The sequence below is a fragment of the Pseudomonas sp. NUPR-001 genome (genome assembly GCF_052147955.1).
Classification (GTDB): Bacteria; Pseudomonadota; Gammaproteobacteria; order Pseudomonadales; family Pseudomonadaceae; genus Aquipseudomonas.
This window is the reverse complement of record NZ_CP197353.1, coordinates 3,875,752-3,898,719: the sequence shown is the minus strand read 5'-3', so window position 1 is coordinate 3,898,719 and position 22,968 is coordinate 3,875,752. Positions and strand designations below refer to the sequence as shown.

The window sequence follows — 22,968 nt, the reverse complement described above, 5'->3', positions numbered from 1 at the left end:
TTACCGGGCCGAAGCGAGTTGAGTGAAAGCGGAGCCCAGCCACTGCTGCACACCGCTCATGGTGGCGGCAGAAGTGTCCAGGAACGGCTGCGGGTAGACGCCCAGCAAGATCAGCAGGCCAGCCAGGCCCAGTACCATGATCAGTTCGCGGGTATCCATGCCAGCCAGGACTTCGTCCGACTTCGCAGGGCCAAAGTAGGCACGGTGAATCATGATCAGCGAGTAGACCGAACCGAACACCAGGCCGGAGGTGGCAATCACGGTGACCCATGGCGAAGCCACGAAGCTGCCGATCAGGATCAGGAACTCACCAACGAAGTTACCGGTACCCGGCAGGCCCAGCGACGCGGCGGCGAAGAACAGGCTGATGGCCGGCAGGTAGGCGATGCGGTGCCACAGGCCACCCATTTCACGCATGTCACGGGTGTGCAGGCGCTCGTACAGCTGGCCGGCCAGGATAAACAGTGCCGCTGCCGACAGACCGTGTGCCAGCATCTGAATGACTGCACCTTGCAGTGCTTGCTGGCTGCCCGAGTAGATACCGATCAGCACGAAGCCCATGTGCGAGACGCTGGAGAACGCAACCAGACGCTTGATGTCGGTCTGGGCGAAGGCCAGGAACGCACCGTAGAAGATCCCGATCAGACCCAGGGTCATGGCAATCGGCGCAAACTCCGCCGAAGCGTTCGGGAACAGCGGCAGGGCGAAACGCAGCAGGCCGTACGCAGCGGTTTTCAGCAAGATACCCGCCAGGTCAACCGAACCTGCGGTTGGCGCCTGGGCGTGAGCGTCTGGCAGCCAGGAGTGGAACGGTACCACCGGCAGCTTGACCGCGAAGGCGATGAAGAAGCCGAGCATCAGCAGGTATTCGGTGCCCGCTGGCAGATCAGCCTTGAGCAACTGGGTGTAGTCGAAGGTGATCACACCGGTGTTGCTGTAGTTGACCAGTACCAGACCCAGGATCGCCACCAACATGATCAGGCCGCTGGCCTGGGTGAAGATGAAGAACTTGGTCGCAGCGTAGATCCGGGTCTTCTTGCCGTCGGAGGAGCTGTGACCCCAGAGCGCGATGAGGAAATACATCGGCACCAGCATCATTTCCCAGAAGAAGAAGAACAGGAACAGGTCCAGGGCCAGGAACACACCGACCACGCCGCCCAGGATCCACATCAGGTTGAGGTGGAAGAAGCCGACGTGACGCTGGATCTCTTTCCAGGAACACAGTACCGAGAGCACACCGAGCAGGCCGGTGAGCAGGATCATCAGCAGCGACAGGCCGTCGAGGGCCAGGTGCAGGCTGATGCCGAAGCGCTCGATCCACAGCACTTTGAATTCGACCGCCCACTCTGGCGCAGCGCCAGGTGCAGGGGCCAGGGTGTAGTCGCCGTTGGCCCACAGCCAGAGGCCGACACCGAGCAGCAGGGACATGGTCAGCAGCGCAATCCAGCGCGGCAGGGTGGCGCCGAAGCGCTCACCCAGCCAGCACAGCAGGCCGCCGATAAAGGGGATCAGGATCAGCCAAGGCAAAATCATGACGGGCTCAATTCCTTTCGCAAAGTCGCAAGGTTCATATCAGACCGCAGCCATAACAACGGCACCGAGTACAAGCACGGCACCTACGGCGATCGAAGCGGTGTACCAGCGCAGCTGACCGGTTTCGGTTTTGCTCATGGCGGCATGACCGCCTTTCGCCATACGCGGAATCAGGCCAATGCTGCGGTCAACCGGATCCTTGCGCAGGATGTGGCTGATCAGCAGGTAAGGTTTGACGAACAGCTTGTCGTAGATCCAGTCGAAGCCCCAGGCGGCGAACCACCAGGCCGACAGAACACGACCGATGCCGCTGTTGGCGATCGCGGTCACCAGGCGACGTTTACCCAGGAACAGCACCGCAGCCAACAGGATACCGGCGATGGCGATGGCGCCCGAGGCGATTTCCAGGCTGTGCTTGGCTTCGCCGCCGGCATGGCCGACGCTTTGCGGCAGCACACCAGCCAGTGGTGGATGAATCCAGGCACCGACGAAGGTCGACAGCACGATCAGTACACCCAGCGGCAGCCAGTGGGAGATCCCGTGGCCAGCATGGGCTTCGGTCTTGGCTTCGCCGTGGAAGGCGATGAAGATCAGACGGAAGGTGTACAGCGAGGTCATGAAGGCACCGGCCAGGCCGGCGTACAGCAGACCGTTGTGACCGCTGGCGAAGGCTTCCCAGAGGATTTCGTCCTTGGAGTAGAAACCGGCGGTCAGCAGCGGCAGGGCAGCCAGGGCGGCACCACCGACGATGAAGCTGGCGTAGGCCAGCGGCAGTTTCTTCCACAGGCCGCCCATCTTGAAGATGTTCTGCTCGTGGTGGCAGGCAACAATCACCGCACCGGAAGCCAGGAACAGCAGGGCCTTGAAGAAGGCGTGGGTCATCAGGTGGAAGATCGCGCCTTCCCAGGCACCAACGCCCAGGGCCAGGAACATGTAGCCGATCTGGCTCATGGTCGAGTAGGCGAGGATACGCTTGATGTCGGTCTGTACCAGGGCAGCAAAGCCGGCCAGCACCAGGGTCACACCGCCGACCACACCCACCAGGTGCAGGATGTCAGGTGCCAGGGCGAACAGGCCGTGGGTACGGGCGATCAGGTAGACACCGGCGGTTACCATGGTTGCGGCGTGGATCAGTGCCGAAACCGGGGTCGGGCCGGCCATCGCGTCAGCCAGCCAGGTTTGCAGCGGCAGCTGGGCGGATTTACCGACCGCACCACCGAGCAGCATCAGGGTCGCCAGCACCATCCAGGTGTCGCCTGCCTGGAACTTCTGCGGTGCCAGTACCAGCAGCTCTTGCACGTTGAGGGTGCCGAGCTGGGCGAACAGGATGAACAGGCCGATGGCCATGAACACGTCGCCGATACGGGTGACGATGAAGGCTTTGAGTGCGGCGTTACCGTTGTTGCGGTTGCTGTAGTAGAAACCGATCAACAGGTACGAGCACAGGCCTACGCCTTCCCAACCGAAGTAGATGAACAGCAGGTTGTCGCCCAGCACCAGGAACAACATGCTGGCGATGAACAGGTTGGTGTAGGAGAAGAACCGCGAGTAGCCGGCTTCACCACGCATGTACCAGGAGGCAAACAGGTGGATGAGAAAGCCGACACCGGTGACCACACCAAGCATGGTGACCGACAGGCCATCCACGTACAGGGTGAAGTTCGGTGCAAAGCCGTCCACCGACATCCACTGCCACAGCAGCTGGCTGTAAGCGCCGCCTTCAGGCGGTGCAACGTTGAACTGCCAGATCACGTAAGCGGCCACGGCAGCCGACAGGCCGACCGAGCCGACGCCGATCAGCGCCGACAGGTTTTCGGACCAGCGACCGCGTGAGAACGACAGCAGCAGGAAGCCGATCAGGGGGAATACGAACGTCAGAAAGATAAGGTTCATCCGCGCATCTCACTGGCAGCATCGATGTCGAGAGTGTGGAAGCGGCGATACAGTTGCAGCAGGATCGCCAGGCCGATACTGGCCTCGGCAGCGGCCAGGCTGATCACCAGGATGAACATGATCTGTCCATCCGGCTGCGCCCAGCGGCTACCGGCAACGATGAACGCCAGTGCCGAGGCGTTCATCATGATTTCCAGGCTCATCAACACGAAAAGAATGTTGCGGCGCACCATCAGGCCGACGAGGCCGAGGCAGAACAGGATGCCGGCGACAGCCAGGCCATGCTCGAGAGGAATTGCAGGCATGTGATTACTCCTTCGCCTCGTTGCGGCCGAGGTGGAACGCCGTCACCGCTGCAGCGAGCAGCAGCATCGAGGCCAGTTCAACCACCAGCAGGTAAGGACCATACAGGCTGATGCCGACCGCCTTGGCGTCGACAGTGGTGTGACCGATACCGGCGCCGCTCTGGTTGCCGAACAGGACGTACAGCAGTTCGAGCAGCAGCAGCGCGGCCAGGACCACCGGCCCCAGCCAGATACCCGGCTTGAGCCAGCCACGCTCCTGGGCGACCGAAGCCGGGCCCAGGTTGAGCATCATCACCACAAAGACGAACAGCACCATGATGGCGCCAGCGTAGGCGATCACTTCCAGCACACCGGCGAACGGAGCGCCGAGGGCGAAGAACGTCATCGCCACGGCGATCAGCGAAATGATCAGGTAGAGCAGGGCGTGCACGGGATTGGTGTTGGTGATCACCCGAAGGGTGGACACCACAGCGATACCGGATGCGAAATAGAAAGCGAATTCCATCTTTCTTCCTTAAGGGAGCAAGCTCTTCACGTTGATCGGTTCGGCTTCGTTCTGCGCGGCGCCTTTCGGCTTGCCGGCAACAGCCATACCTGCAACACGGTAGAAGTTGTAGTCAGGGTTCTTGCCGGGGCCGGAGATCAGCAGATCTTCTTTCTCGTACACCAGGTCCTGACGTTTGAACTCGGCCATTTCGAAATCCGGCGTCAGCTGGATCGCGGTGGTCGGGCAGGCTTCCTCGCAGAGGCCGCAGAAAATGCAACGGGAGAAGTTGATGCGGAAGAACTCCGGGTACCAACGACCGTCTTCTGTTTCGGCTTTCTGCAGCGAGATGCAACCAACCGGGCAGGCCACGGCACACAGGTTGCACGCTACACAGCGCTCTTCGCCATCCGGATCACGGGTCAGGACGATGCGGCCACGGTAGCGTGGCGGCAGGTAGACCGGCTCTTCGGGGTACTGCAGGGTGTCACGTTTGCGGAAACCGTGGGAGAACACCATCACCAGGCTGCGCAGCTGGGTGCCAGTGCCCTTAACGATGTCGCCAATATACTTGAACATGGGTCAAATCCTCACTGGGCCGCAACAGCTGGCGTGTTGAGCAACACGAGCGCAGCGGTCACCAGCAAATTGATCAGGGTCAGCGGCAGGCAGAACTTCCAGCTGAAGTCCATCACCTGGTCATAGCGCGGGCGCGGGATCGAGGCGCGCAGCAGAATGAACAGCATGATGAAGAACGCGGTTTTCAGGGCGAACCACAGGAACGGTACTTGCGGCAGGATGCCGAACGGACCGTGCCAGCCACCGAAGAACAGGGTTACCAACAGCGCCGAGATCAGGATGATGCCGATGTACTCACCGACGAAGAACATGCCCCATTTCATACCGGCATATTCAATGTGGTAACCGTCGGCCAGTTCCTGTTCCGCTTCTGGCTGGTCGAACGGGTGACGGTGAGTCACGGCGACGCCAGCGATGAAGAAAGTGCAGAAGCCGAAGAACTGCGGAATGATGAACCACAGGTTCTGCGCCTGGTAGTCAACGATGTCGCGCATGTTGAACGAGCCGACCTGGGCAACGATACCCATCAGCGCCAGGCCCATGAACACTTCGTACGACACGGTCTGCGCCGACGCCCGCAGGCTGCCGAGCAGGGCGTACTTGTTGTTCGACGACCAGCCGGCGAACAGCACGGCATACACCGACAGACCGGCCATGGCGAAGAAGAACAGCAGGCCGATGTTCAGGTCCGCGACACCCCAGGTCGGGGTGATCGGGATAATGGCGAAAGCGATCAGCAAGGCACTCATGGCCACGACCGGCGCCAGGGTGAAGATCATCTTGTCGACAAACGGAGGGTTCCAGTCTTCTTTGAAGAACATCTTCAGCATGTCGGCTGCGATCTGGAACATCCCGAACGGGCCTACGCGGTTCGGACCGTAACGGTCTTGCCACCAGCCCAGCAGGCGCCGCTCGACGAAGCTGAGCAGCGCACCGCAGACCACCACGGCCAGCAAGACCACGACGGCCTTGACGACGGTGATGATCACATCGATCACTTCAGGGGTGAACCAGGTCATTGTGCTGCCTCCTGCAGGCCTTCGACGGATGCACCGAAGATGGCAGGCGGAATGCCGGCCAGGCCTTTGGGCAGGGCAACCAGGCCTGCGCCCAGTTCTTCATTGATGCGCAGCGGCAGACGCAGGGTCTGGCCGGCCACGTTCAAGCTCAGCATCGCGCCGTCGTTGACGCCCAGGCGGTCGGCTTCGGACTTGGCCAGGCCAACGTAGGCCTGTGGGATGCGCTCTTGTACCGGCGCGGCGCGCGAGGAGTTCTCTTCGCTGCCGAACAGGTGATAGAACGGCACCGCTTGCCAGGTACCACGGGCCGGGGCGAAGGCTGCCGGTACGCTGGCGAACCAGTTGAGCTTGTCACCTTCGGTTTCGATCAGACGGGTGCCCGGATCACCAGCGCGCAGGCTGCCGCCGACTTCGTCCTGGAACTTGTTCCACGCCTGTGGCGAGTTCCAGCCCGGCGACCAGGCGAATGGCACTTGCGAACGGGGTTCGGCGGTACCCGAGTAACCTTCCATGGAGAAGGCGAACGCGGTGTCTTTGTCTTGCGGGGTACGCGGCTCGTGCACGCTGATGTTGGCGCGCATGGCGGTACGGCCGGAGTAACGCAGCGGCTCACGGGCGATTTTCATGCCCTTGATGCGGAACGACGCGGACGGCGCAGCGTTGACGATACCCGACAGCTGCGGTGCAGCAGAGGCACAAGCGCTGGTAACGTGGTCCAGCTGGGTCCAGTCCACCGGCTTGTTGAGCAGGGTCGCACGCAGGGCATGCATCCAGCGCCAGCCTTCGTGTACCAGGATGCTGCTGTCCAGGTAGGTAGGGTCGAACACCTGGAAGAAGCGCTGGGCACGGCCTTCCTGGCTGACCAGGGTGCCATCGCCTTCGGCGAAGGTGGCCGCTGGCAGCACCAGGTGCGCGCGCTCGGCGGTCGCGGTTTTCTGGTGGTCGGCAACAATCACTACCTTGGCGGCGGCCAGGGCAGCATCGACCTTGGCGGCCGATACACGGCTGTACAGGTCGTTTTCCAGCACGACGATGGCGTCGGCCTTGCCACTGATCACAGCGTCCAGCGCGGCGTCGATCGACTCGCCACCGAGCATGGCCATGCCGAGGCTGTTGGCCTCAGGCACCACCAGGCTCAGTGAGCCGTTCTTCTCGCGCAGCTTCAGGGCTTTGGCGATGTTGGCAGCGGCTTCGATCAGGGCCTTGGAGGCCAGCGAAGTACCGGCAACCACCAGCGGACGGTTGGCAGCAACCAGGGCATCGGCGATGCGCTTGGCCAGGGCCAGGGCTTCGGCGTCCAGGCCTTCAACAGCCGGGGCGCTCGGGTCGATGGCGTGGGCTACGGCGAAGCCGATACGGGCCAGGTCGTCCGGTGCGGCGTGAACGCATTCTTCAGCCACGTCATCGAGCTTGGTTTCAGCCAGGCTGGCAATGAACAGTGGGTACATGGCGTGCTGACCGATGTTCTTCACCGCCGCGTCGAGCCACGGTTGAACACGCATGGCATCGGCCATGGCTTCAGCCTTGCCCTTGACCGACTGACGCAGGGCCAGGGCCACACGGGCGGCGGTCTGGGTCAGGTCTTCGCCGAGGACGAACACCGCGTCATGGTCTTCCATGTCGCGCAGGGTAGGGACCGGCAGCGGGCTGTCGTTGAGGACCTGCAGGGCCAGGCGCACGCGCTCCAGCTCACCAGCTTCCATACCCGAGTAGAAGTGCTCGGCACCGACCAGCTCGCGCAGGCCGTAGTTGCTTTCCAGGCTGGCGCGTGGCGAACCGATACCGACGATGTTGCGACCGCGCAGCATGTCGGCGGCTTTATCCAGTGCAGCGTCCAGGCCCAGCTTGCTGCCATCGGCCAGCAATGGCTGACGTGGGCGGTCTTCGCGGTTGACGTAGCCATAGCCAAAACGGCCACGGTCGCAGAGGAAGTACTGGTTGACCGAGCCGTTGTAACGGTTTTCGATGCGACGCAGTTCGCCGTAACGCTCACCCGGGCTGATGTTGCAACCGCTGGAGCAGCCATGGCAGATGCTCGGGGCGAACTGCATGTCCCACTTACGGTTGTAGCGCTCGGAGTGCGTCTTGTCGGTGAACACACCGGTCGGGCAGACCTCGGTGAGGTTACCGGAGAACTCGCTTTCGAGGACGCCGTCTTCAACACGACCGAAGTACACGTTGTCGTGAGCGCCGTACACGCCCAGGTCGGTACCGCCGGCGTAGTCTTTGTAGTAACGCACGCAGCGGTAGCAGGCGATGCAGCGGTTCATCTCGTGAGCGATGAACGGGCCGAGTTCCTGGTTCTGGTGAGTACGCTTGGTGAAACGGTAGCGGCGCTCATTGTGGCCGGTCATTACCGTCATGTCTTGCAGGTGGCAGTGACCGCCTTCCTCACAGACTGGGCAGTCGTGCGGGTGGTTGGTCATCAGCCATTCAACGACGCTGGCGCGAAACGCCTTGGACTCGTCGTCGTCGATGGAAATCCAGGTGCCGTCAGTGGCAGGGGTCATGCAGGACATGACGATACGACCACGGGTGTCGTTCTCGTCGGTGTACTGCTTGACTGCGCACTGGCGGCAGGCGCCGACGCTACCAAGCGCCGGGTGCCAGCAAAAATAAGGAATGTCGAGGCCGAGCGACAGACACGCCTGTAACAGGTTGTCTGCACCGTTGACTTCGAGCGCTTTGCCGTCTACGTGGATAGTGGCCATGGTTCAAAGTTCTTCGTTGGCCCGCGTCTGCGGGCGTGGCTAATGGAAATCTGTGTGCCTGCAGCCCGCACAGGGACTACCTGGCGAGCTGTCGAGGCAGCGGGTGGCACGGACCACCCGCGTTTCATTTGTTATGCGCCGACGACAATCGGCTTGGCCAGGTTCGGGCGCAGGGCTTCGCTACCTGAATCAGGTGCGACGCCGGCCTCGAACTCCGGACGGAAATACTTGATGGCACTGCCCAGCGGCTCAACGGCGCCCGGTGCGTGGGCGCAGAAGGTGCGGCCAGGGCCGAGGAAGTTGACCAGGCCCAGCAGGGTCTCGATGTCTTCCGCCTTGCCTTGGCCTTTTTCCAGGGCGCGCAGCATTTTCACGCTCCATGGCAGGCCGTCACGGCATGGGGTGCACCAGCCGCAGGACTCGCGGGCGAAGAACTCTTCCATGTTGCGCAGCAGCGACACCATGTTGATGCTGTCGTCGACTGCCATGGCCAGACCAGTACCCATACGGGTGCCGACCTTGGCGATGCCACCGGCATACATTTGCGCATCGAGGTGCTCAGGCAGCAGGAAGCCAGTACCGGCACCACCAGGCTGCCAGCACTTGAGCTTGTAGCCGTCGCGCATGCCGCCAGCGTAGTCTTCGAACAGTTCACGGGCGGTAACGCCGAATGGCAGTTCCCACAGGCCCGGGTTCTTGACCTTGCCGGAGAAGCCCATCAGCTTGGTGCCGTGGTCTTCGGAGCCTTCGCGGGCCAGCGACTTGTACCAGTCAACGCCGTTGCCGACGATGGCCGGCACGTTGCACAGGGTCTCGACGTTGTTCACGCACGTCGGCTTGCCCCAGACGCCAACGGCGGCCGGGAAGGGCGGCTTGGAGCGTGGGTTGGCGCGGCGGCCTTCGAGGGAGTTGATCAGTGCGGTTTCTTCACCGCAGATGTAACGCCCGGCACCGGTGTGCACGAACAGCTCGAAATCAAAACCGCTGCCGAGGATGTTCTTGCCCAAAAGGCCTGCGGCCTTGGCTTCATCGATGGCGCGATTGAGGTTCTTTGCCGCGGTGGTGTATTCACCACGCAGGAAGATGTAGCCACGGTAGGCTTTCAGTGCGCGGGCACTGATCAGCATGCCTTCGACCAGCAGATGGGGCTGTTGCTCCATCAGCATGCGGTCTTTCCAGGTGTTGGGCTCCATCTCGTCCGCGTTGCACAGCAGGTAGCGGATGTTCATCGATTCGTCTTTGGGCATCAGGCCCCATTTGACGCCGGTGGGGAAGCCCGCACCGCCACGGCCCTTGAGGCCGGAATCTTTGACCGTCTGGACGATGTCGTCCTGCGACATCTGCGCCAGTGCCTTGCGGGCAGCGCTGTAGCCGTCTTTAGCCTGGTACTCGTCAAGCCAGATCGGCTCGCCGTCGTCGCGCAGGCGCCAGGTCAGCGGGTGCGTCTCGGCCGCACGGGCAATGCGGTTGGCCGGGCCGAAGGAAGTGATGGTCATACGTAACCCTCCAGCAACTTGGAGACGCCAGCAGGCTGGACATCGCCAAAGGTGTCGTCGTCGATCATCAGCGCCGGGGCCTTGTCGCAGTTACCCAGGCAGCAAACCGGCAGCAGGGTGAAGCGGCCGTCGGCAGTGGTTTGACCCAGGCCGATACCCAGCTCGCTCTGGATCTGGCTGACCACCGACTCGTGGCCGCCGATGTAGCAGACCATGCTGTCGCAAACGCGGATGATGTGCCGGCCAACCGGCTGACGGAAGATCTGACTATAGAAGGTGGCCACGCCTTCGACGTCGCTGGCAGGAATGCCGAGCACTTCGCCGATGGCATAGATGGCGCCGTCCGGCACCCAGCCACGTTCCTTCTGAACGATCTTCAGGGCTTCGATGGACGCCGCGCGCGGGTCCTCGTAGTGATGCATCTCGTGCTCGATGGCCGAGCGCTCGGTTTCGCTCAGGGCGAAACGGTCGGTTTGGATAAGCGTGCTGTTCATGCTTAGCGGTCCACGTCAGCCATAACGAAGTCGATACTGCCCAGGTACGCAATAAGGTCGGCAACCATGCTGCCGCGGATCACCGAAGGGATCTGCTGCAGGTGAGGGTAGCTCGGGGTGCGAATCCGGGTGCGGTAGCTCATGGTGCCGCCGTCGCTCGTCAGGTAGTAACTGTTGATGCCCTTGGTCGCTTCAATCATCTGGAAGGATTCGTTGGCCGGCATGACCGGGCCCCACGAAACTTGCAGGAAGTGAGTGATCAGGGTTTCGATGTGCTGCAGGGTGCGCTCTTTCGGCGGCGGCGTAGTCAGCGGGTGATCCGCCTTGTACGGGCCTTCCGGCATGTTGCGCAGGCACTGGTCGATGATGCGGATACTCTGGCGCATCTCCTCGACACGGACCATGCAGCGATCGTAGGCATCGCCGTTGTGGGCCAGCGGTACTTCGAATTCGAAGTTCTCATAGCCGGAGTAAGGGCGGGCTTTACGCAGGTCGAAGTCCAGGCCGGTGGAACGCAGGCCAGCACCGGTGACACCCCATTCCAGGGCTTCTTTGGTGTTGTACTGGGCAACGCCGATGGTACGACCTTTGAGAATGCTGTTCTGCAGGGCGGCCTTGGTGTACTCGTCGAGGCGCTTTGGCAGCCATTCGACGAAGTCTTTCACCAGTTTGTCCCAGCCGCGCGGCAGGTCGTGGGCAACGCCACCGATACGGTACCAGGCCGGGTGCAGACGGAAGCCGGTGATGGCTTCGATCACGGTGTAGGCACGCTGACGGTCGGTGAAGGTGAAGAACACCGGGGTCATGGCGCCGACGTCCTGGATGTAGGTACCCAGGAACAGCAGGTGGCTGGTGATACGGAAGAACTCGGCCAGCATGATACGAATCACGTCGACCTTCTGCGGCACCTGGATGCCGGCCAGCTTCTCGACCGCGAGTACGTATGGCAGGTTGTTCATTACCCCGCCGAGGTAGTCGATACGGTCGGTGTAAGGAATGAAGCTGTGCCAGGACTGACGCTCGGCCATCTTCTCGGCACCACGGTGGTGGTAACCGATGTCCGGGACGCAATCGACGATTTCTTCGCCGTCCAGCTGCAGGACGATACGGAACGCACCGTGCGCCGAAGGGTGGTTCGGGCCAAGGTTGAGGAACATGTAGTCCTCATTGGCGCCGTGGCGTTTCATGCCCCAGGCCTCAGGGTTGAAGCGTGCAGCTTCTTCCTCGAGTTGCTGCTTGGCCAGGGTCAGGCTGTACGGATCGAATTCAGTCGCGCGGGCAGGGTAGTCCTTGCGCAGCGGGTGACCTTCCCAGGTCGGCGGCATCATGATGCGGGTCAGGTGCGGGTGGCCGGCAAAGTCGATGCCGAACATGTCCCAGACTTCACGCTCGTACCAGTTGGCGTTAGGCCAGATACCAGTGACGGTCGGCAGGTTCAGGTCGCCTTCGCTCAAGGCTACCTTGATCATGACGTCGCTGTTGCGCTCTACCGAAAGCAGGTGGTAGAAAACGCTGAAGTCGGCACCTGGCAAGCCACGGCGCTGGGTGCGCAGACGCTCGTCCACACCGTGCAGGTCGTAGAGCATGCTGTACGGCTTGGCGACGTTGCGCAGGAAGGTCAATACGTCTTTGAGTTTGGCACGGGTAACCCAAAGCACCGGCATGCCGGTACGGGTTTCCTGGGCGACGAACGCCTCGGGGCCAAACTTGTTGTTCAGTTCGACAACCACATCCTGGTCGTCAGCCTTGTAAGGCGGGATATAAATAGCGGTGTCCGCTGTCATGGTCTCGGTCGCTTTCGGTCAACGTAGAGAATGAAGCCAGGCTGCCTGTCGCGCATGCGCAGGCAACAGGTCGCTGGATCAGACTTCGTCGGGGCTGCGCAGGTTGGTGACCTGGATGCGCTGTTCACGGCGTTGCTCTTTCTGCGACGGCATCTCGGCACGGTAAATGCCTTGATCACCGACAACCCAGGAAAGAGGACGACGCTCCTGGCCAATCGACTCCTGCAACAGCATCAGGCCTTGCAGGAAGGCTTCAGGGCGAGGCGGGCAGCCAGGCACATAGACATCCACGGGGAGGAACTTGTCGACCCCCTGAACGACCGAGTAAATGTCGTACATGCCACCGGAGTTGGCGCACGAACCCATGGAGATGACCCACTTGGGCTCAAGCATCTGCTCATACAGGCGCTGGATGATCGGCGCCATTTTGATGAAGCAGGTACCGGCAACGACCATGAAGTCGGCCTGACGCGGCGACGCCCGGATCACTTCCGCGCCGAAGCGGGCGATGTCGTGGGGCGCCGTGAAGGCCGTGGTCATTTCCACGTAGCAGCAGGAGAGGCCGAAGTTGTACGGCCACAGGGAGTTTTTACGCCCCCAGTTGACCGCGCCACTGAGCACATCTTCAAGTTTGCCCATGAAGATGTTCTTGTGGACCTGGTCCTCTAGCAGCGAATCGGAGACGGTTTCCCGCTCTCCGATTGGATATTGCTCGTTAGGAGCATCCGGGTCGATTCTGGTGAGATTGTATTGCATTGCCAAAGCCTCATTGTTTCAGCTTCGCTTGCCGCTTACGGCGACCTTCGGGAGCCCAATCAAGAGCACCGACGCGCCAAAGGTAGACAAGACCTGCCAACAGAATTGCTATGAAAACGAGAGCTTCGACGAATCCGGTCCAGCCGCTTTCGCGGACGGACACAGACCATGCAAAGAGAAAGAGGGCTTCGATATCGAAGATCACGAACAGCATCGCGACCAGATAGAATTTGGCCGACAGGCGCAAGCGGGCGCCGCCGGTAGGCAGCATGCCGGACTCAAAGGGTTCGTTCTTGCTGCGGCCCCAGGCCTTGCTACCGAGCAGGGCGGACAGACCGAGCATGAAGGCACACAGGCCAACGACACCCAAAAGGAAAATGGCAAAGCCCCAGTTGTGGGCGATGAGTCCTGTCGAATCGGGCATGCTGAAAATCCTTATACAGAGACCAGTCTCTGCGGCTTGGAAAGTAGTAGAGCAGTGACGATATGTCGCAGCGGAATCTATCGTGCTGATTTTATGGGTAAACCCGGTGCAAGTAAAATTTCTACAGCAAATTTATTCGTAGGATTAAGAACAAAAACCTTTCGTAACTCGCTGCAGCCCGCATGGGACGGGCATTGTCTGCGGTTTTGTTAATTATGTTTCTTGCACTGCGTAATGAACTCGCAATTTCGTAATGATAATTAATATCATTTGCTGAAGTACAGATCACCCACTGATACGGTCAATTATAAAGTTGGCTTGCACAGGCATCGCCTGCAAGTTTCCACTCTTCGTGTTTTAACCGAATTTTTTCTGATTTGCCGCGCTCTGGATCAAGGTTTCTGGCGAACGTCTGGTGTATACCGAGGCCGCGATGGCCCACTGTCCCAGCCAGTAGGCGAGGATGATCAGGTACGGCACCGCCTGGAACTGGGCGACGAAGCGGTCGATGCCGATCAGGCTGTCGGAGAACACAAAGGCAACAGCGCCCAGCGCGGCAAGCCCGCCGCAGGCCAGGGCGCGCCACAGCATCGCGCTGATGGCCAGGGCGTACACGGTCACTGGAATCAGCAGTTCGCCCAGGCCGTGGCTGATCAGTACCGCCAACAAGACCGCACCGATGCTTGCCGAGATTGCCAGGGCCCAGAGCGCGGGTTGCCGGTTCTCACGCAGGTAGCCGCGCAGGTACGCCAGGTGAGCGCAGAGAAACGCTGCCAGGCCAAATACGAACAGATCACCGGGTACTGCCAGGAGAATGTCGCCAAGTAGCGAGAAGCCCAGGCCAATGCTGATCCAGCGTCGATAGGGGGAGGGCTCGGCGGCGTTGAGCCAGACAATCAGGGCCAGCACCGGAATCGGTTTGACCGCCAGGCCGAGCAGTGCCTGTTGGCTGGCCAGTGCATATAAATAGAGGGCTGCGCCAAGCAGTGCCAGGCAGAGCAGAGTGAGAGGGCGAGACATGGCCAATCCTTGGTGTTGTTGTGTGCCTAGGATAGCTATTGAGCAATTATAGGAAAGCGCCGAATCCGCCAGATCATATGGCTGTAGGAGCGGGCTTGCCCCGCGATGCGAGGTGACTGGCAATCCGCAATCGCGGGGCAAGCCCGCTCCTATAGAAAAAACAAAACCCGGGGCCCCATCACAAGCCCCGGGTTTTGCGTGTTACCCGAATATCAGCAACTGATCAGTGATCAGTGGAACTGCTCTTCTTCAGTCGAACCGGTCAGAGCGGTAACCGAAGACTTGCCACCCTGGATCACGGTGGTCATGTCGTCGAAGTAGCCAGTGCCGACTTCCTGCTGGTGGGCAACGAAGGTGTAGCCTTTCGAAGCGTCAGCGAACTCTTGCTCTTGCAGTTTCACGTAGGCGGTCATGTCGTTGCGGGCGTAGTCGTGCGCCAGGTTGAACATGCCGTGCCACATGTTGTGGATACCGGCCAGGGTGATGAACTGGTGCTTGTAGCCCATGGCCGACAGTTCGCGCTGGAACTTGGCAATGGTGGCGTCGTCCAGGTTCTTCTTCCAGTTGAAGGAAGGCGAGCAGTTGTACGACAGGATCTGGTCCGGGTATTCCTTTTTGATTGCTTCGGCGAAGCGACGGGCTTCGTCCAGGTCCGGCTTGGCGGTTTCGCACCAGATCAGGTCGGCGTACGGGGCGTAGGCCAGGCCACGGGCAATGGCTTGATCCAAGCCAGCGCGCACTTTGTAGAAGCCTTCTGGAGTACGATCGCCGACAACGAACGGCTGGTCGTACGGGTCGCAGTCGCTGGTCAGCAGGTCAGCGGCGTTGGCGTCGGTACGGGCCAGGATGATGGTCGGTACGCCAGCAACGTCAGCAGCCAGACGCGCAGCGGTCAGCTTCTGTACAGCTTCCTGGGTTGGCACCAATACTTTGCCGCCCATGTGGCCGCATTTCTTGACCGAAGCCAGTTGGTCTTCGAAGTGAACGCCAGCTGCGCCTGCTTCGATCATGTTTTTCATCAGCTCGTAGGCGTTCAGTACGCCGCCGAAACCGGCTTCAGCGTCAGCCACGATCGGTGCGAAGTAGTCGACGTAGCCTTCGTCGCCTGGGTTCTTGCCAGCTTTCCACTGGATCTGGTCGGCGCGACGGAACGAGTTGTTGATGCGCTTGACCACAGTCGGTACCGAGTCGACTGGGTACAGCGACTGGTCTGGGTACATGGACTCGGCCGAGTTGTTGTCGGCAGCCACTTGCCAGCCGGACAGGTAGATTGCCTGGATACCGGCTTTAACCTGCTGAACAGCCTGGCCGCCAGTCAGGGCGCCCATGCAGTTGACGAAATCTTTTTCTGGGCGGAAAGCCGGGTGTGCACCTTGGGTAACCAGTTTCCACAGTTTCTCGGCACCCATGCGGGCCAGCGTGTGCTCAGGTTGGACCGAGCCACGTAGACGAACGACATCAGCGGCGGTGTAGGTACGGGTCACGCCTTTCCAGCGCGGGTTTTCGGCCCAGTCTTTTTCGAGGGCTGCAATTTGCTGTTCGCGTGTCAGTGCCATGGAAATAAACCTCGTCGCATCGGTCTTGGGTAAAAATTCTCGCTCACACAGCGCAGATCAGAAGCCTGGCGTCAGTCATGTTCAGCGAAAGTTGCGACGGTCGAACGATGGGGCTCGAAGGGGGAAGTGAGCAGGCGTTGGCGAGGTGATCGCTGCAGGGTGGCTCGTGGTTGCCGAGCTGCAGTGAACAGTACTGCCGGGTGCCTCTTGATGCGCTTCCGTCCCTCAGGACAACCTCGTTCCAGTCGCAATCTCGTCAAACTGCCTTGTGGGCTGTACAGACACGAGTCGGCTCAAGTGGGTAGGTTAGAGCGCGACTCGAAGGCCCTTGCCAGGGCCTCTGATTAGCGGGAGCGGGGCCATCATGCCTTGGCCAAATGTGGTCGTCAAATGTTTTGTAGTGCTTTTTTCATTCCACTACATCTTTGGTCTAATACGACCCATCAGTCAGTTCCGAGGCCTTTGGTCGAGGCCTTGATTTCTCTGGGTTCAGTTCAAAGCGTCGACTTTTACCCGCAATGTCATGTTTTCACCGCGCTGAGTACTGTAACTGAGGGTAGAAGCGCTGCGGTCGGACTGGCTCTGCTGGTTGATGCCGGCCACTGTGATCCATTCACCGAGCTTGCCACTGACGGTTGTGTCGGTACTTTGAACCTTCACTACATCGGGACGTTCCTGGCTCATGCGATCGTTGTTGGTGCTGATGCTGAGGTTAACGTCGTTGCCGTTGACGCTCGCAGTCACGTAGAAACCCTGGGTGACGTTGCGGTATTCGGTGTTGCTGTCGATGCGGCCATAGCCATCGGTACGGGTGCTGGTGACCGGAATGCTCTGGCCGACCTGGATCAGTGCCGGCTTGCCTTCAGTGGCCTGAACCTGCTGCAGGCCGCCTTCGCGGTTGGCGGTGCCGTAGTGGATGATGCGGGCGTTGCCGCGGTTGTCCTGGTAGTTGCTGTCGTTGTTGTCGACGCTGATCATCAAGCGGCGCGGCGCAGTGTCCAGCTGTTGCAGCAGGGTGCGCAGGTCATCGATGCGTTGCGGCTCGGCGTTGACGATCAGTTTGTTTTCGAAGGCGCTGACGCTGCCGTCTTTGCCGAGGAAGGCTTGGGCGGTGGGGAGTAATTCGGCGCTGCTGCGGTGGTTCAACGGCAGGACTTCAGTGGCGGCCAGCGCGCTCAGGCTGAACGACAGAAGCAGGGAGGCGAGCAGGGGGCGTAGCGGCATGTCCATGATCTCCGCGGGTGGAGTGGACATGATGGCAAATTTGTCGGGGGTTTGCTGGCTTCATCGCGGGGCAAGCCCGCTCCCACCGTGGGAGCGGGCTTGCCCCGCGATCAGCTATCAAGCCAGTTCGCGCGACTCGCGAACCATGTCCACGTGCGGGATGCCCGCCTCGAGGAACTCTTCACTGACCACCTTGAAGCCAAGGCGTTCGTAGAATGGCGTAGCCTGCACCTGCGCGCTCAGCATCTGCTGCTTGAGGTCGCGGTTCTGCGCTTCGACGATAACCGCTTGCATCAGCGCATCGCCAACCTTCAGGCCGCGCCAGTCCTTGAGCACCGACACGCGACCGATCTGGCCGTCGGCGAGCAGACGGGCAGTGCCGATGGCGTAGTCGCCTTCCATCGCGAGGAAGTGTACGGCGCTGTCATCGTCGGCGTCCCACTCAAGCTCCGGTGGCACGCATTGCTCGGCGATGAACACGGCTTCACGGATGCGACGGATGTCGGCGTTGTCTTTGTGCCAGTCGGCAAGGCGGACACGGATCTTATTCATTGGCAAACCCCAAGCTTCCTTGTTTGACCAGTTCGCAGATCAATGTAAGGCCTTGATCGTTTTCGAGCCACTGCTCAAGGTTTTCAATGTGCAACGCATCAGCGGCACAAATCAGCTTCAGCAGCTCGCGCAGGTCACCCGGCAGCAGACGGCTCTGGCCGCTGGCGAACAGCAGCAGATTGTCATCGACTTCCGACCAGGCCAGGCGCGCGCTTGGGTTGCGGATCAGGATGGCGCCCTGGGCCAGGCTTTCGATCAGTTCGGCTTCGTCCAGCGGCTCGCCGCTGACCATTTCCGGGTAGCGCGGCTCGGTCATGAACTGGCCGAACCAGGTCAGCAGCAGGCGTTCGTCGCCCATGTGCTCGGTCAGCAGGTTCTTCAGGCGATCAAGGGCGTCGTGCTGGATCTGGTGTGGGTCGCTGACCGGCTGTGCATCGGCGTCGCTGTAGCGTTCTTCGTCAGGCAGGAACTGGCTGAGGAAGTCGGTGAAGTGGGTCAGCACTTCAGCGGCGCTTGGGGCGCGGAAGCCTACCGAATAAGTCAGGCAGTTGTCTTCGGCAATGCCGTAGTGGGCCAGGCGCGGCGGCAGGTAGAGCATATCGCCCGGTTCCAGGGTCCACTCGTCGCTTTGCTCGAAGTCGGCGAGGATGCGCAGGTCGGCATGCTCCAGCAGCGGGCTGTCGCTGTCGCACATCTGGCCGATCTTCCAGTTGCGCTTGCCTTCGCCTTGCAGCAGGAACACGTCGTAGTTGTCGAAGTGCGGGCCGACGCTGCCACCTGGGGCTGCGAAGCTGATCATGACGTCGTCGATACGCCAGCTCGGCAGGAAGCGGAAGTGCTCCAGCAGCTCGTTGACCTCGGGGACGAACTGGTCCACTGCCTGTACCAGCAAGGTCCAGTCACGCTCGGGCAGGGTGCTGAAGGTGTCTTCTTCGAACGGGCCGCGGCGCATTTCCCAGGGGCGCTCGCCGTGCTCGATGATCAGGCGCGATTCAACTTCTTCTTCCAGCGCCAGGCCGGCCAGTTCGTCGGCGTCGATCGGGCTTTCGAAGTCGGTAAAGGCCTGGCGTACCAGCAGAGGTTTCTTCTGCCAGTAGTCGCGCATGAATTCGCGGGCAGTGAGGCCGCCCAGCAGCTGCAGTGGAGTATCAGGATTCATGTGTAACCTATTGAAAAAAAGTAAATTTCTTTCGGGAATAAAAACGCCCGGCTGAGCCGGGCGTTTACGCGCAGGGCGCAGATCAGATGCGTTTGGCTTGCGCTGCGGCGTTACCGATGTAAGAGGCTGGGGTCAGCTTTTTCAGTTCGGCACGGGCGTCGGCTGGCATGTCCAGGCCATCGATGAAGGTCAGCAGCGCTTCAGGGCTGATGCCTTTGCCACGGGTCAGCTCTTTGAGCTTCTCGTAGGGGTTTTCGATGTTGTAGCGGCGCATTACGGTCTGGATCGGCTCGGCCAGGACTTCCCAGCAGGCGTCCAGGTCTTCGGCGATGCGCGCTTCGTTGATTTCCAGCTTGCTGATGCCTTTGAGGCTGGCTTCGTAGGCGATCACGCTGTGAGCGAAACCAACACCCAGGTTGCGCAGCACGGTGGAGTCGGTCAGGTCACGCTGCCAGCGCGAGATCGGCAGCTTGCTGGCCAGGTGCTGGAACAGCGCGTTGGCGATACCCAGGTTGCCTTCGGAGTTTTCGAAGTCGATCGGGTTGACCTTGTGCGGCATGGTCGATGAGCCGATTTCGCCAGCGATGGTGCGCTGTTTGAAATAGCCCAGGGAGATGTAGCCCCAGATGTCGCGATCGAAGTCGATCAGGATGGTGTTGAAGCGAGCGATGGCGTCGAACAGCTCGGCGATGTAGTCGTGCGGCTCGATCTGCGTGGTGTACGGGTTGAACACCAGGCCCAGCTCGTCTTCGATGAAGGCGCGGGCGTTGGCTTCCCAGTCGATCTGCGGGTAGGCCGACAGGTGGGCGTTGTAGTTACCTACGGCGCCGTTGATTTTGCCCAGCAGCGGAACGGCGGCGACCTGAGCGATCTGGCGCTCCAGGCGGTAGACGACGTTGGCCAGCTCTTTACCCAGGGTGGTTGGCGAAGCCGGTTGGCCGTGGGTGCGCGACAACATCGGCACGTCGGCGAAGCGGTGGGCCAGTTCACGGATGGCCTGGGCGATCTGGCGCATCAGCGGCAGCAGCACGTCGTCACGGCCAGCGCGCAGCATCAGGGCGTGGGACAGGTTGTTGATGTCTTCACTGGTGCAGGCGAAGTGGATGAACTCGCTGACCTTGTCCAGTTCCGGCAGCTTGGCAGCCTGCTCCTTGAGCAGGTACTCGATGGCCTTGACGTCGTGGTTGGTGGTGCGCTCGATTTCTTTCACGCGCTCGGCGTGCTCGAGGGCGAACTCACTGGCCAGGCCATTGAGCAGTGCGTTGGCTTCAGCGGAAAACGCCGGAACCTCGGCAATTTGCGGGTGGGCGGCCAGGCGCTGCAACCAGCGAACCTCGACCAGGGCGCGGAAACGGATCAGACCGTATTCGCTGAAGATAGGGCGCAGGGCCTGGGTTTTGCCGGCGTAACGGCCGTCAACAGGGGAAACCGCAGTGAGCGAGGAAAGCTGCATGGGGTGTTCTCGGACAGTCAGGCTTTTGAGAGGGCGCATATCATACATGAAAAATGCGCCTGGGTTGGGTGGCTGACAGATGGTCTGCCGATAAATCTTAATCGCGGGGCAAGCCCGCTCCCACCGTAGGAGCGGGCTTGCCCCGCGATAGCTTCAAATTAGCCACGCAACATCGGGTACAGTTCTTTGAGCAGTTTGCGCCGGCTGATTACCAACTGCCAGCGGTGCCCGCCCAGTTGCCGCCACAGGCGCGCCGCACGGATGCCAGCGAGCAGCAGGGCGCGGATCTTCGAGGCATTGCTCGGCTGTTGCAGGTGGCGCATGTCACCGTGCACCTGGATGCGCTGGCGCAGGGTGCTCAGGGTGTCCTGGTACAGGGCGCCGCTGGAGGCGATGACGTTTTCGTGCACCAGGCCAAAATGTTCGGCCTGGGACTGGATCTGTGGCAGGCGGTTGCCGATTACATCAAGCATGTCGCCGCGCTTGGCCAGCTGGCGCTCCAGGCCCAGCATCGACAGCGCATAGCGCAGTGGTTCGCGCTGCAGGCTGCCTGGATCACGTTCCAGGGCGCTGGCCAGGGCGCGATAACCGTCTCGCAGGTTGAGGTCGTCACCGCCAAACACTTCAAGGGTGTTTTGCGGGTCGCGCACCAGCAGGCTGCCGAGCATGCAGCCCAGGTTCGCTTCGCTGGCCTGGCCGGTGCGGGCGATGCGGTCAACCAGCACCGCCGCCTGAAACACGCCGCCCAGGGCAATCAACTGCTCTTGAATCGAGCTCATCAGTGCGCGCTCCACGGCTCGGCCGTTTCGATCACGCCGCCGCCCAGGCAGATTTCACCGTCATAGAACACCACGGACTGGCCGGGGGTGACCGCCCGTTGCGGCTCGTCGAAGACTGCGCGGTAGCCGTTCTCGGTGCGCTCCAGGGTGCAGCGCTGATCGCTTTGGCGGTAGCGCACTTTGGCGGTGAGCTGGCGCGGGCTGGACAGGTCGATCGGGTTGACCCAGAAAATTTCCGAGGCCAGCAGGGCGCGGGAGAACAACCATGGGTGTTCGTTGCCCTGGCCGACTACCAGCACGTTGCGGCTGAGGTCTTTCTCCAGTACGTACCACGGCTCGTCACTGGCGTCTTTGAGGCCGCCGATACCCAGGCCCTGACGCTGACCAATGGTGTGGTACATCAGGCCGTGGTGGCGACCGATGACTTCGCCTTCGGTGGTCTGGATTTCGCCGGGTTGGGCCGGCAGGTATTGCTTGAGGAAATCGCTGAAGCGGCGTTCACCAATAAAGCAGATGCCGGTGGAATCTTTCTTCTTCGCCGTGGCCAAGCCGTGTTTTTCGGCGATGGCGCGCACTTCAGGTTTTTCCAGTTCACCCACCGGGAACAGGGTGCGGGCGATTTCCTTGCCGCCAACGGCGTGGAGGAAATAGCTCTGGTCTTTGTTTGGGTCCAGGCCCTTGAGCAGCTCGGTGCGCCCGTCGGTGTCGCGGCGGCGTACGTAGTGGCCGGTGGCGATCAGGTCGGCGCCAAGCATCATGGCGTAGTCGAGGAACGCCTTGAACTTGATTTCACGGTTGCACAGGATGTCTGGGTTGGGGGTGCGCCCGGCCTTGTATTCGGCCAGGAAGTGCTCGAACACGTTGTCCCAGTATTCGGCGGCGAAGTTGGCGGTATGCAGCTTGATGCCAATGCGGTCGCACACGGCCTGAGCGTCGGCCAGGTCTTCGCGGGCGGTGCAGTATTCGGTGCCGTCGTCCTCTTCCCAGTTCTTCATGAACAGGCCTTCCACCTGGTAGCCCTGCTCCATCAGCAGGAGGGCGGAGACGGAAGAGTCCACGCCGCCGGACATGCCGACAATAACGCGTGTCTTTTCGGGTTCGTAAAGTGCTGGACTGGTCATAGGTACCGGCTGTGTTTCTGGAAAAAGACAACAATTCTATCAGGCTGTGGCCGTCAAGGCATCGTCACTGTCAGTCGCGAATCAATGCCAGGCTGTGCAGCGGCCCGCTCAGGTAGTCGTCGATGCAGCGCGGCACCAGTTCGCTGCGCCAGCGTTCCGGGTCGCTCAGCAGTTCTTCGCGGCTCAGCCACACAGCGCGGACGATGTCGCTGTCCAGGGCGCGTTCGGGGTGGTGCTTGAGCGGGCGTGCAGCGAAGCACACGCGTTGGTAGGTCACGCCGTTGCTCGGCGCGGTGTAGAGGTAGATGCCGACCACGCCGGTGAGCTCGACTTCCCAGGCGGTTTCTTCCAGGGTTTCGCGGCGGGCGGCGTCTAGCAGGCTTTCGTTGGCTTCCAGGTGGCCGGCGGGCTGGTTGAAGACGTGTTTGCCGGCTTTGAATTCCTCGACCATGAGGAAGCGGCCCTGGTCTTCGACGATGGTGGCGACGGTGATGTGCGGTTGCCAGGTCATTGTGCGGTTCCTGTATTTTTATCGCGGGGCAAGCCCGCTCCCACAGTGGGCGCGATGGGTTCCGAAAAAGCAGAAGCCCCGGTGCGTGGCCGGGGCTTCTGTTGTTACGTCAAGC

General features: G+C 61.1%; 21 protein-coding genes. All 21 read right to left on the bottom strand.

Annotated elements, in window-relative coordinates; all coding sequences use genetic code 11:
- The 21 genes from nuoM to ACP6KB_RS17560 all read right to left on the bottom strand — a co-directional run bounded on the left by nuoM (position 1) and on the right by ACP6KB_RS17560 (position 22,853).
- Positions 1–1,533: an NADH-quinone oxidoreductase subunit M gene (nuoM, locus tag ACP6KB_RS17660; RefSeq protein ID WP_442108585.1), complete on the bottom strand. Its 1,533-nt coding sequence runs from the start codon at positions 1,531–1,533 to the stop codon at positions 1–3.
- A gap of 39 nt (positions 1,534–1,572) precedes the next feature.
- Positions 1,573–3,426: an NADH-quinone oxidoreductase subunit L gene (gene nuoL / locus ACP6KB_RS17655; protein ID WP_442108583.1), complete on the bottom strand. Its 1,854-nt coding sequence runs from the start codon at positions 3,424–3,426 to the stop codon at positions 1,573–1,575.
- Positions 3,423–3,731 carry an NADH-quinone oxidoreductase subunit NuoK gene (nuoK, locus tag ACP6KB_RS17650; RefSeq protein WP_028944232.1) on the bottom strand — a complete coding sequence of 103 codons (309 nt, stop codon included), beginning with the start codon at positions 3,729–3,731 and terminating at the stop codon, positions 3,423–3,425. The genes nuoL and nuoK overlap by 4 nt, the downstream gene beginning before the upstream one ends.
- Positions 3,732–3,735: 4 nt before the next feature.
- Positions 3,736–4,236 carry an NADH-quinone oxidoreductase subunit J gene (nuoJ, locus tag ACP6KB_RS17645; protein ID WP_442108580.1) on the bottom strand — a complete coding sequence of 167 codons (501 nt, stop codon included), beginning with the start codon at positions 4,234–4,236 and terminating at the stop codon, positions 3,736–3,738.
- 9 nt (positions 4,237–4,245) lie between these two features.
- A complete protein-coding gene (gene nuoI / locus ACP6KB_RS17640) occupies positions 4,246–4,794 on the bottom strand; it encodes an NADH-quinone oxidoreductase subunit NuoI (protein ID WP_009400993.1) in 549 nt (182 codons plus the stop codon).
- An 11-nt stretch (positions 4,795–4,805) separates the two neighbouring features.
- Positions 4,806–5,813 carry an NADH-quinone oxidoreductase subunit NuoH gene (nuoH, locus tag ACP6KB_RS17635; protein ID WP_442108578.1) on the bottom strand — a complete coding sequence of 336 codons (1,008 nt, stop codon included), beginning with the start codon at positions 5,811–5,813 and terminating at the stop codon, positions 4,806–4,808.
- Positions 5,810–8,524 (bottom strand): NADH-quinone oxidoreductase subunit NuoG, encoded by a 2,715-nt coding sequence (gene nuoG / locus ACP6KB_RS17630; protein WP_442108576.1) that lies wholly within the window; start codon positions 8,522–8,524, stop codon positions 5,810–5,812. The genes nuoH and nuoG overlap by 4 nt, the downstream gene beginning before the upstream one ends.
- Positions 8,525–8,655: 131 nt before the next feature.
- The gene (gene nuoF, locus ACP6KB_RS17625) at positions 8,656–10,020 is read right to left on the bottom strand and encodes an NADH-quinone oxidoreductase subunit NuoF (RefSeq protein ID WP_442108574.1); all 1,365 of its coding nucleotides are present in this window, start codon (positions 10,018–10,020) and stop codon (positions 8,656–8,658) included.
- On the bottom strand, positions 10,017–10,514 hold the full coding sequence (gene nuoE / locus ACP6KB_RS17620; protein WP_012313767.1) for an NADH-quinone oxidoreductase subunit NuoE: 498 nt from the start codon (positions 10,512–10,514) through the stop codon (positions 10,017–10,019). Before nuoE ends, nuoF begins: the two co-directional genes overlap by 4 nt.
- Before the next feature lie 2 nt (positions 10,515–10,516).
- Positions 10,517–12,298: an NADH-quinone oxidoreductase subunit C/D gene (nuoC, locus tag ACP6KB_RS17615; protein ID WP_128324643.1), complete on the bottom strand. Its 1,782-nt coding sequence runs from the start codon at positions 12,296–12,298 to the stop codon at positions 10,517–10,519.
- Positions 12,299–12,376: 78 nt separating this feature from the next.
- Entirely contained in the window at positions 12,377–13,054 is a 678-nt protein-coding gene (locus tag ACP6KB_RS17610; protein ID WP_107025573.1) for an NADH-quinone oxidoreductase subunit B, read from the bottom strand.
- A gap of 10 nt (positions 13,055–13,064) precedes the next feature.
- On the bottom strand, positions 13,065–13,478 hold the full coding sequence (locus ACP6KB_RS17605; protein WP_010220397.1) for an NADH-quinone oxidoreductase subunit A: 414 nt from the start codon (positions 13,476–13,478) through the stop codon (positions 13,065–13,067).
- 357 nt (positions 13,479–13,835) lie between these two features.
- Positions 13,836–14,498: a lysoplasmalogenase gene (locus ACP6KB_RS17600; RefSeq protein ID WP_442108571.1), complete on the bottom strand. Its 663-nt coding sequence runs from the start codon at positions 14,496–14,498 to the stop codon at positions 13,836–13,838.
- A 230-nt stretch (positions 14,499–14,728) separates the two neighbouring features.
- Positions 14,729–16,054, bottom strand: a complete 1,326-nt coding sequence (aceA, locus tag ACP6KB_RS17595) for an isocitrate lyase (protein ID WP_133210109.1) — start codon at positions 16,052–16,054, stop codon at positions 14,729–14,731.
- Positions 16,055–16,543: 489 nt separating this feature from the next.
- A complete protein-coding gene (locus ACP6KB_RS17590) occupies positions 16,544–17,278 on the bottom strand; it encodes a secretin N-terminal domain-containing protein (RefSeq protein ID WP_442108568.1) in 735 nt (244 codons plus the stop codon).
- A gap of 117 nt (positions 17,279–17,395) precedes the next feature.
- A complete protein-coding gene (locus ACP6KB_RS17585; protein WP_442108566.1) occupies positions 17,396–17,830 on the bottom strand; it encodes a GNAT family N-acetyltransferase in 435 nt (144 codons plus the stop codon).
- A complete protein-coding gene (locus tag ACP6KB_RS17580) occupies positions 17,823–18,989 on the bottom strand; it encodes a ribosomal protein uL16 3-hydroxylase (RefSeq protein ID WP_442108564.1) in 1,167 nt (388 codons plus the stop codon). The genes ACP6KB_RS17585 and ACP6KB_RS17580 overlap by 8 nt, the downstream gene beginning before the upstream one ends.
- Positions 18,990–19,071: 82 nt before the next feature.
- Complete coding sequence (purB, locus tag ACP6KB_RS17575) at positions 19,072–20,442, bottom strand: adenylosuccinate lyase (protein WP_442108562.1); 1,371 nt, start codon at positions 20,440–20,442, stop codon at positions 19,072–19,074.
- Between the two features lie 158 nt (positions 20,443–20,600).
- Positions 20,601–21,221, bottom strand: coding sequence for a high frequency lysogenization protein HflD (gene hflD / locus ACP6KB_RS17570; RefSeq protein ID WP_045188388.1), 621 nt, complete (start codon positions 21,219–21,221; stop codon positions 20,601–20,603).
- On the bottom strand, positions 21,221–22,342 hold the full coding sequence (gene mnmA / locus ACP6KB_RS17565; RefSeq protein ID WP_442108560.1) for a tRNA 2-thiouridine(34) synthase MnmA: 1,122 nt from the start codon (positions 22,340–22,342) through the stop codon (positions 21,221–21,223). Before mnmA ends, hflD begins: the two co-directional genes overlap by 1 nt.
- A 70-nt stretch (positions 22,343–22,412) precedes the next feature.
- The gene (locus ACP6KB_RS17560; protein WP_442108558.1) at positions 22,413–22,853 is read right to left on the bottom strand and encodes an NUDIX hydrolase; all 441 of its coding nucleotides are present in this window, start codon (positions 22,851–22,853) and stop codon (positions 22,413–22,415) included.
- Positions 22,854–22,968: the final 115 nt, after the last annotated feature.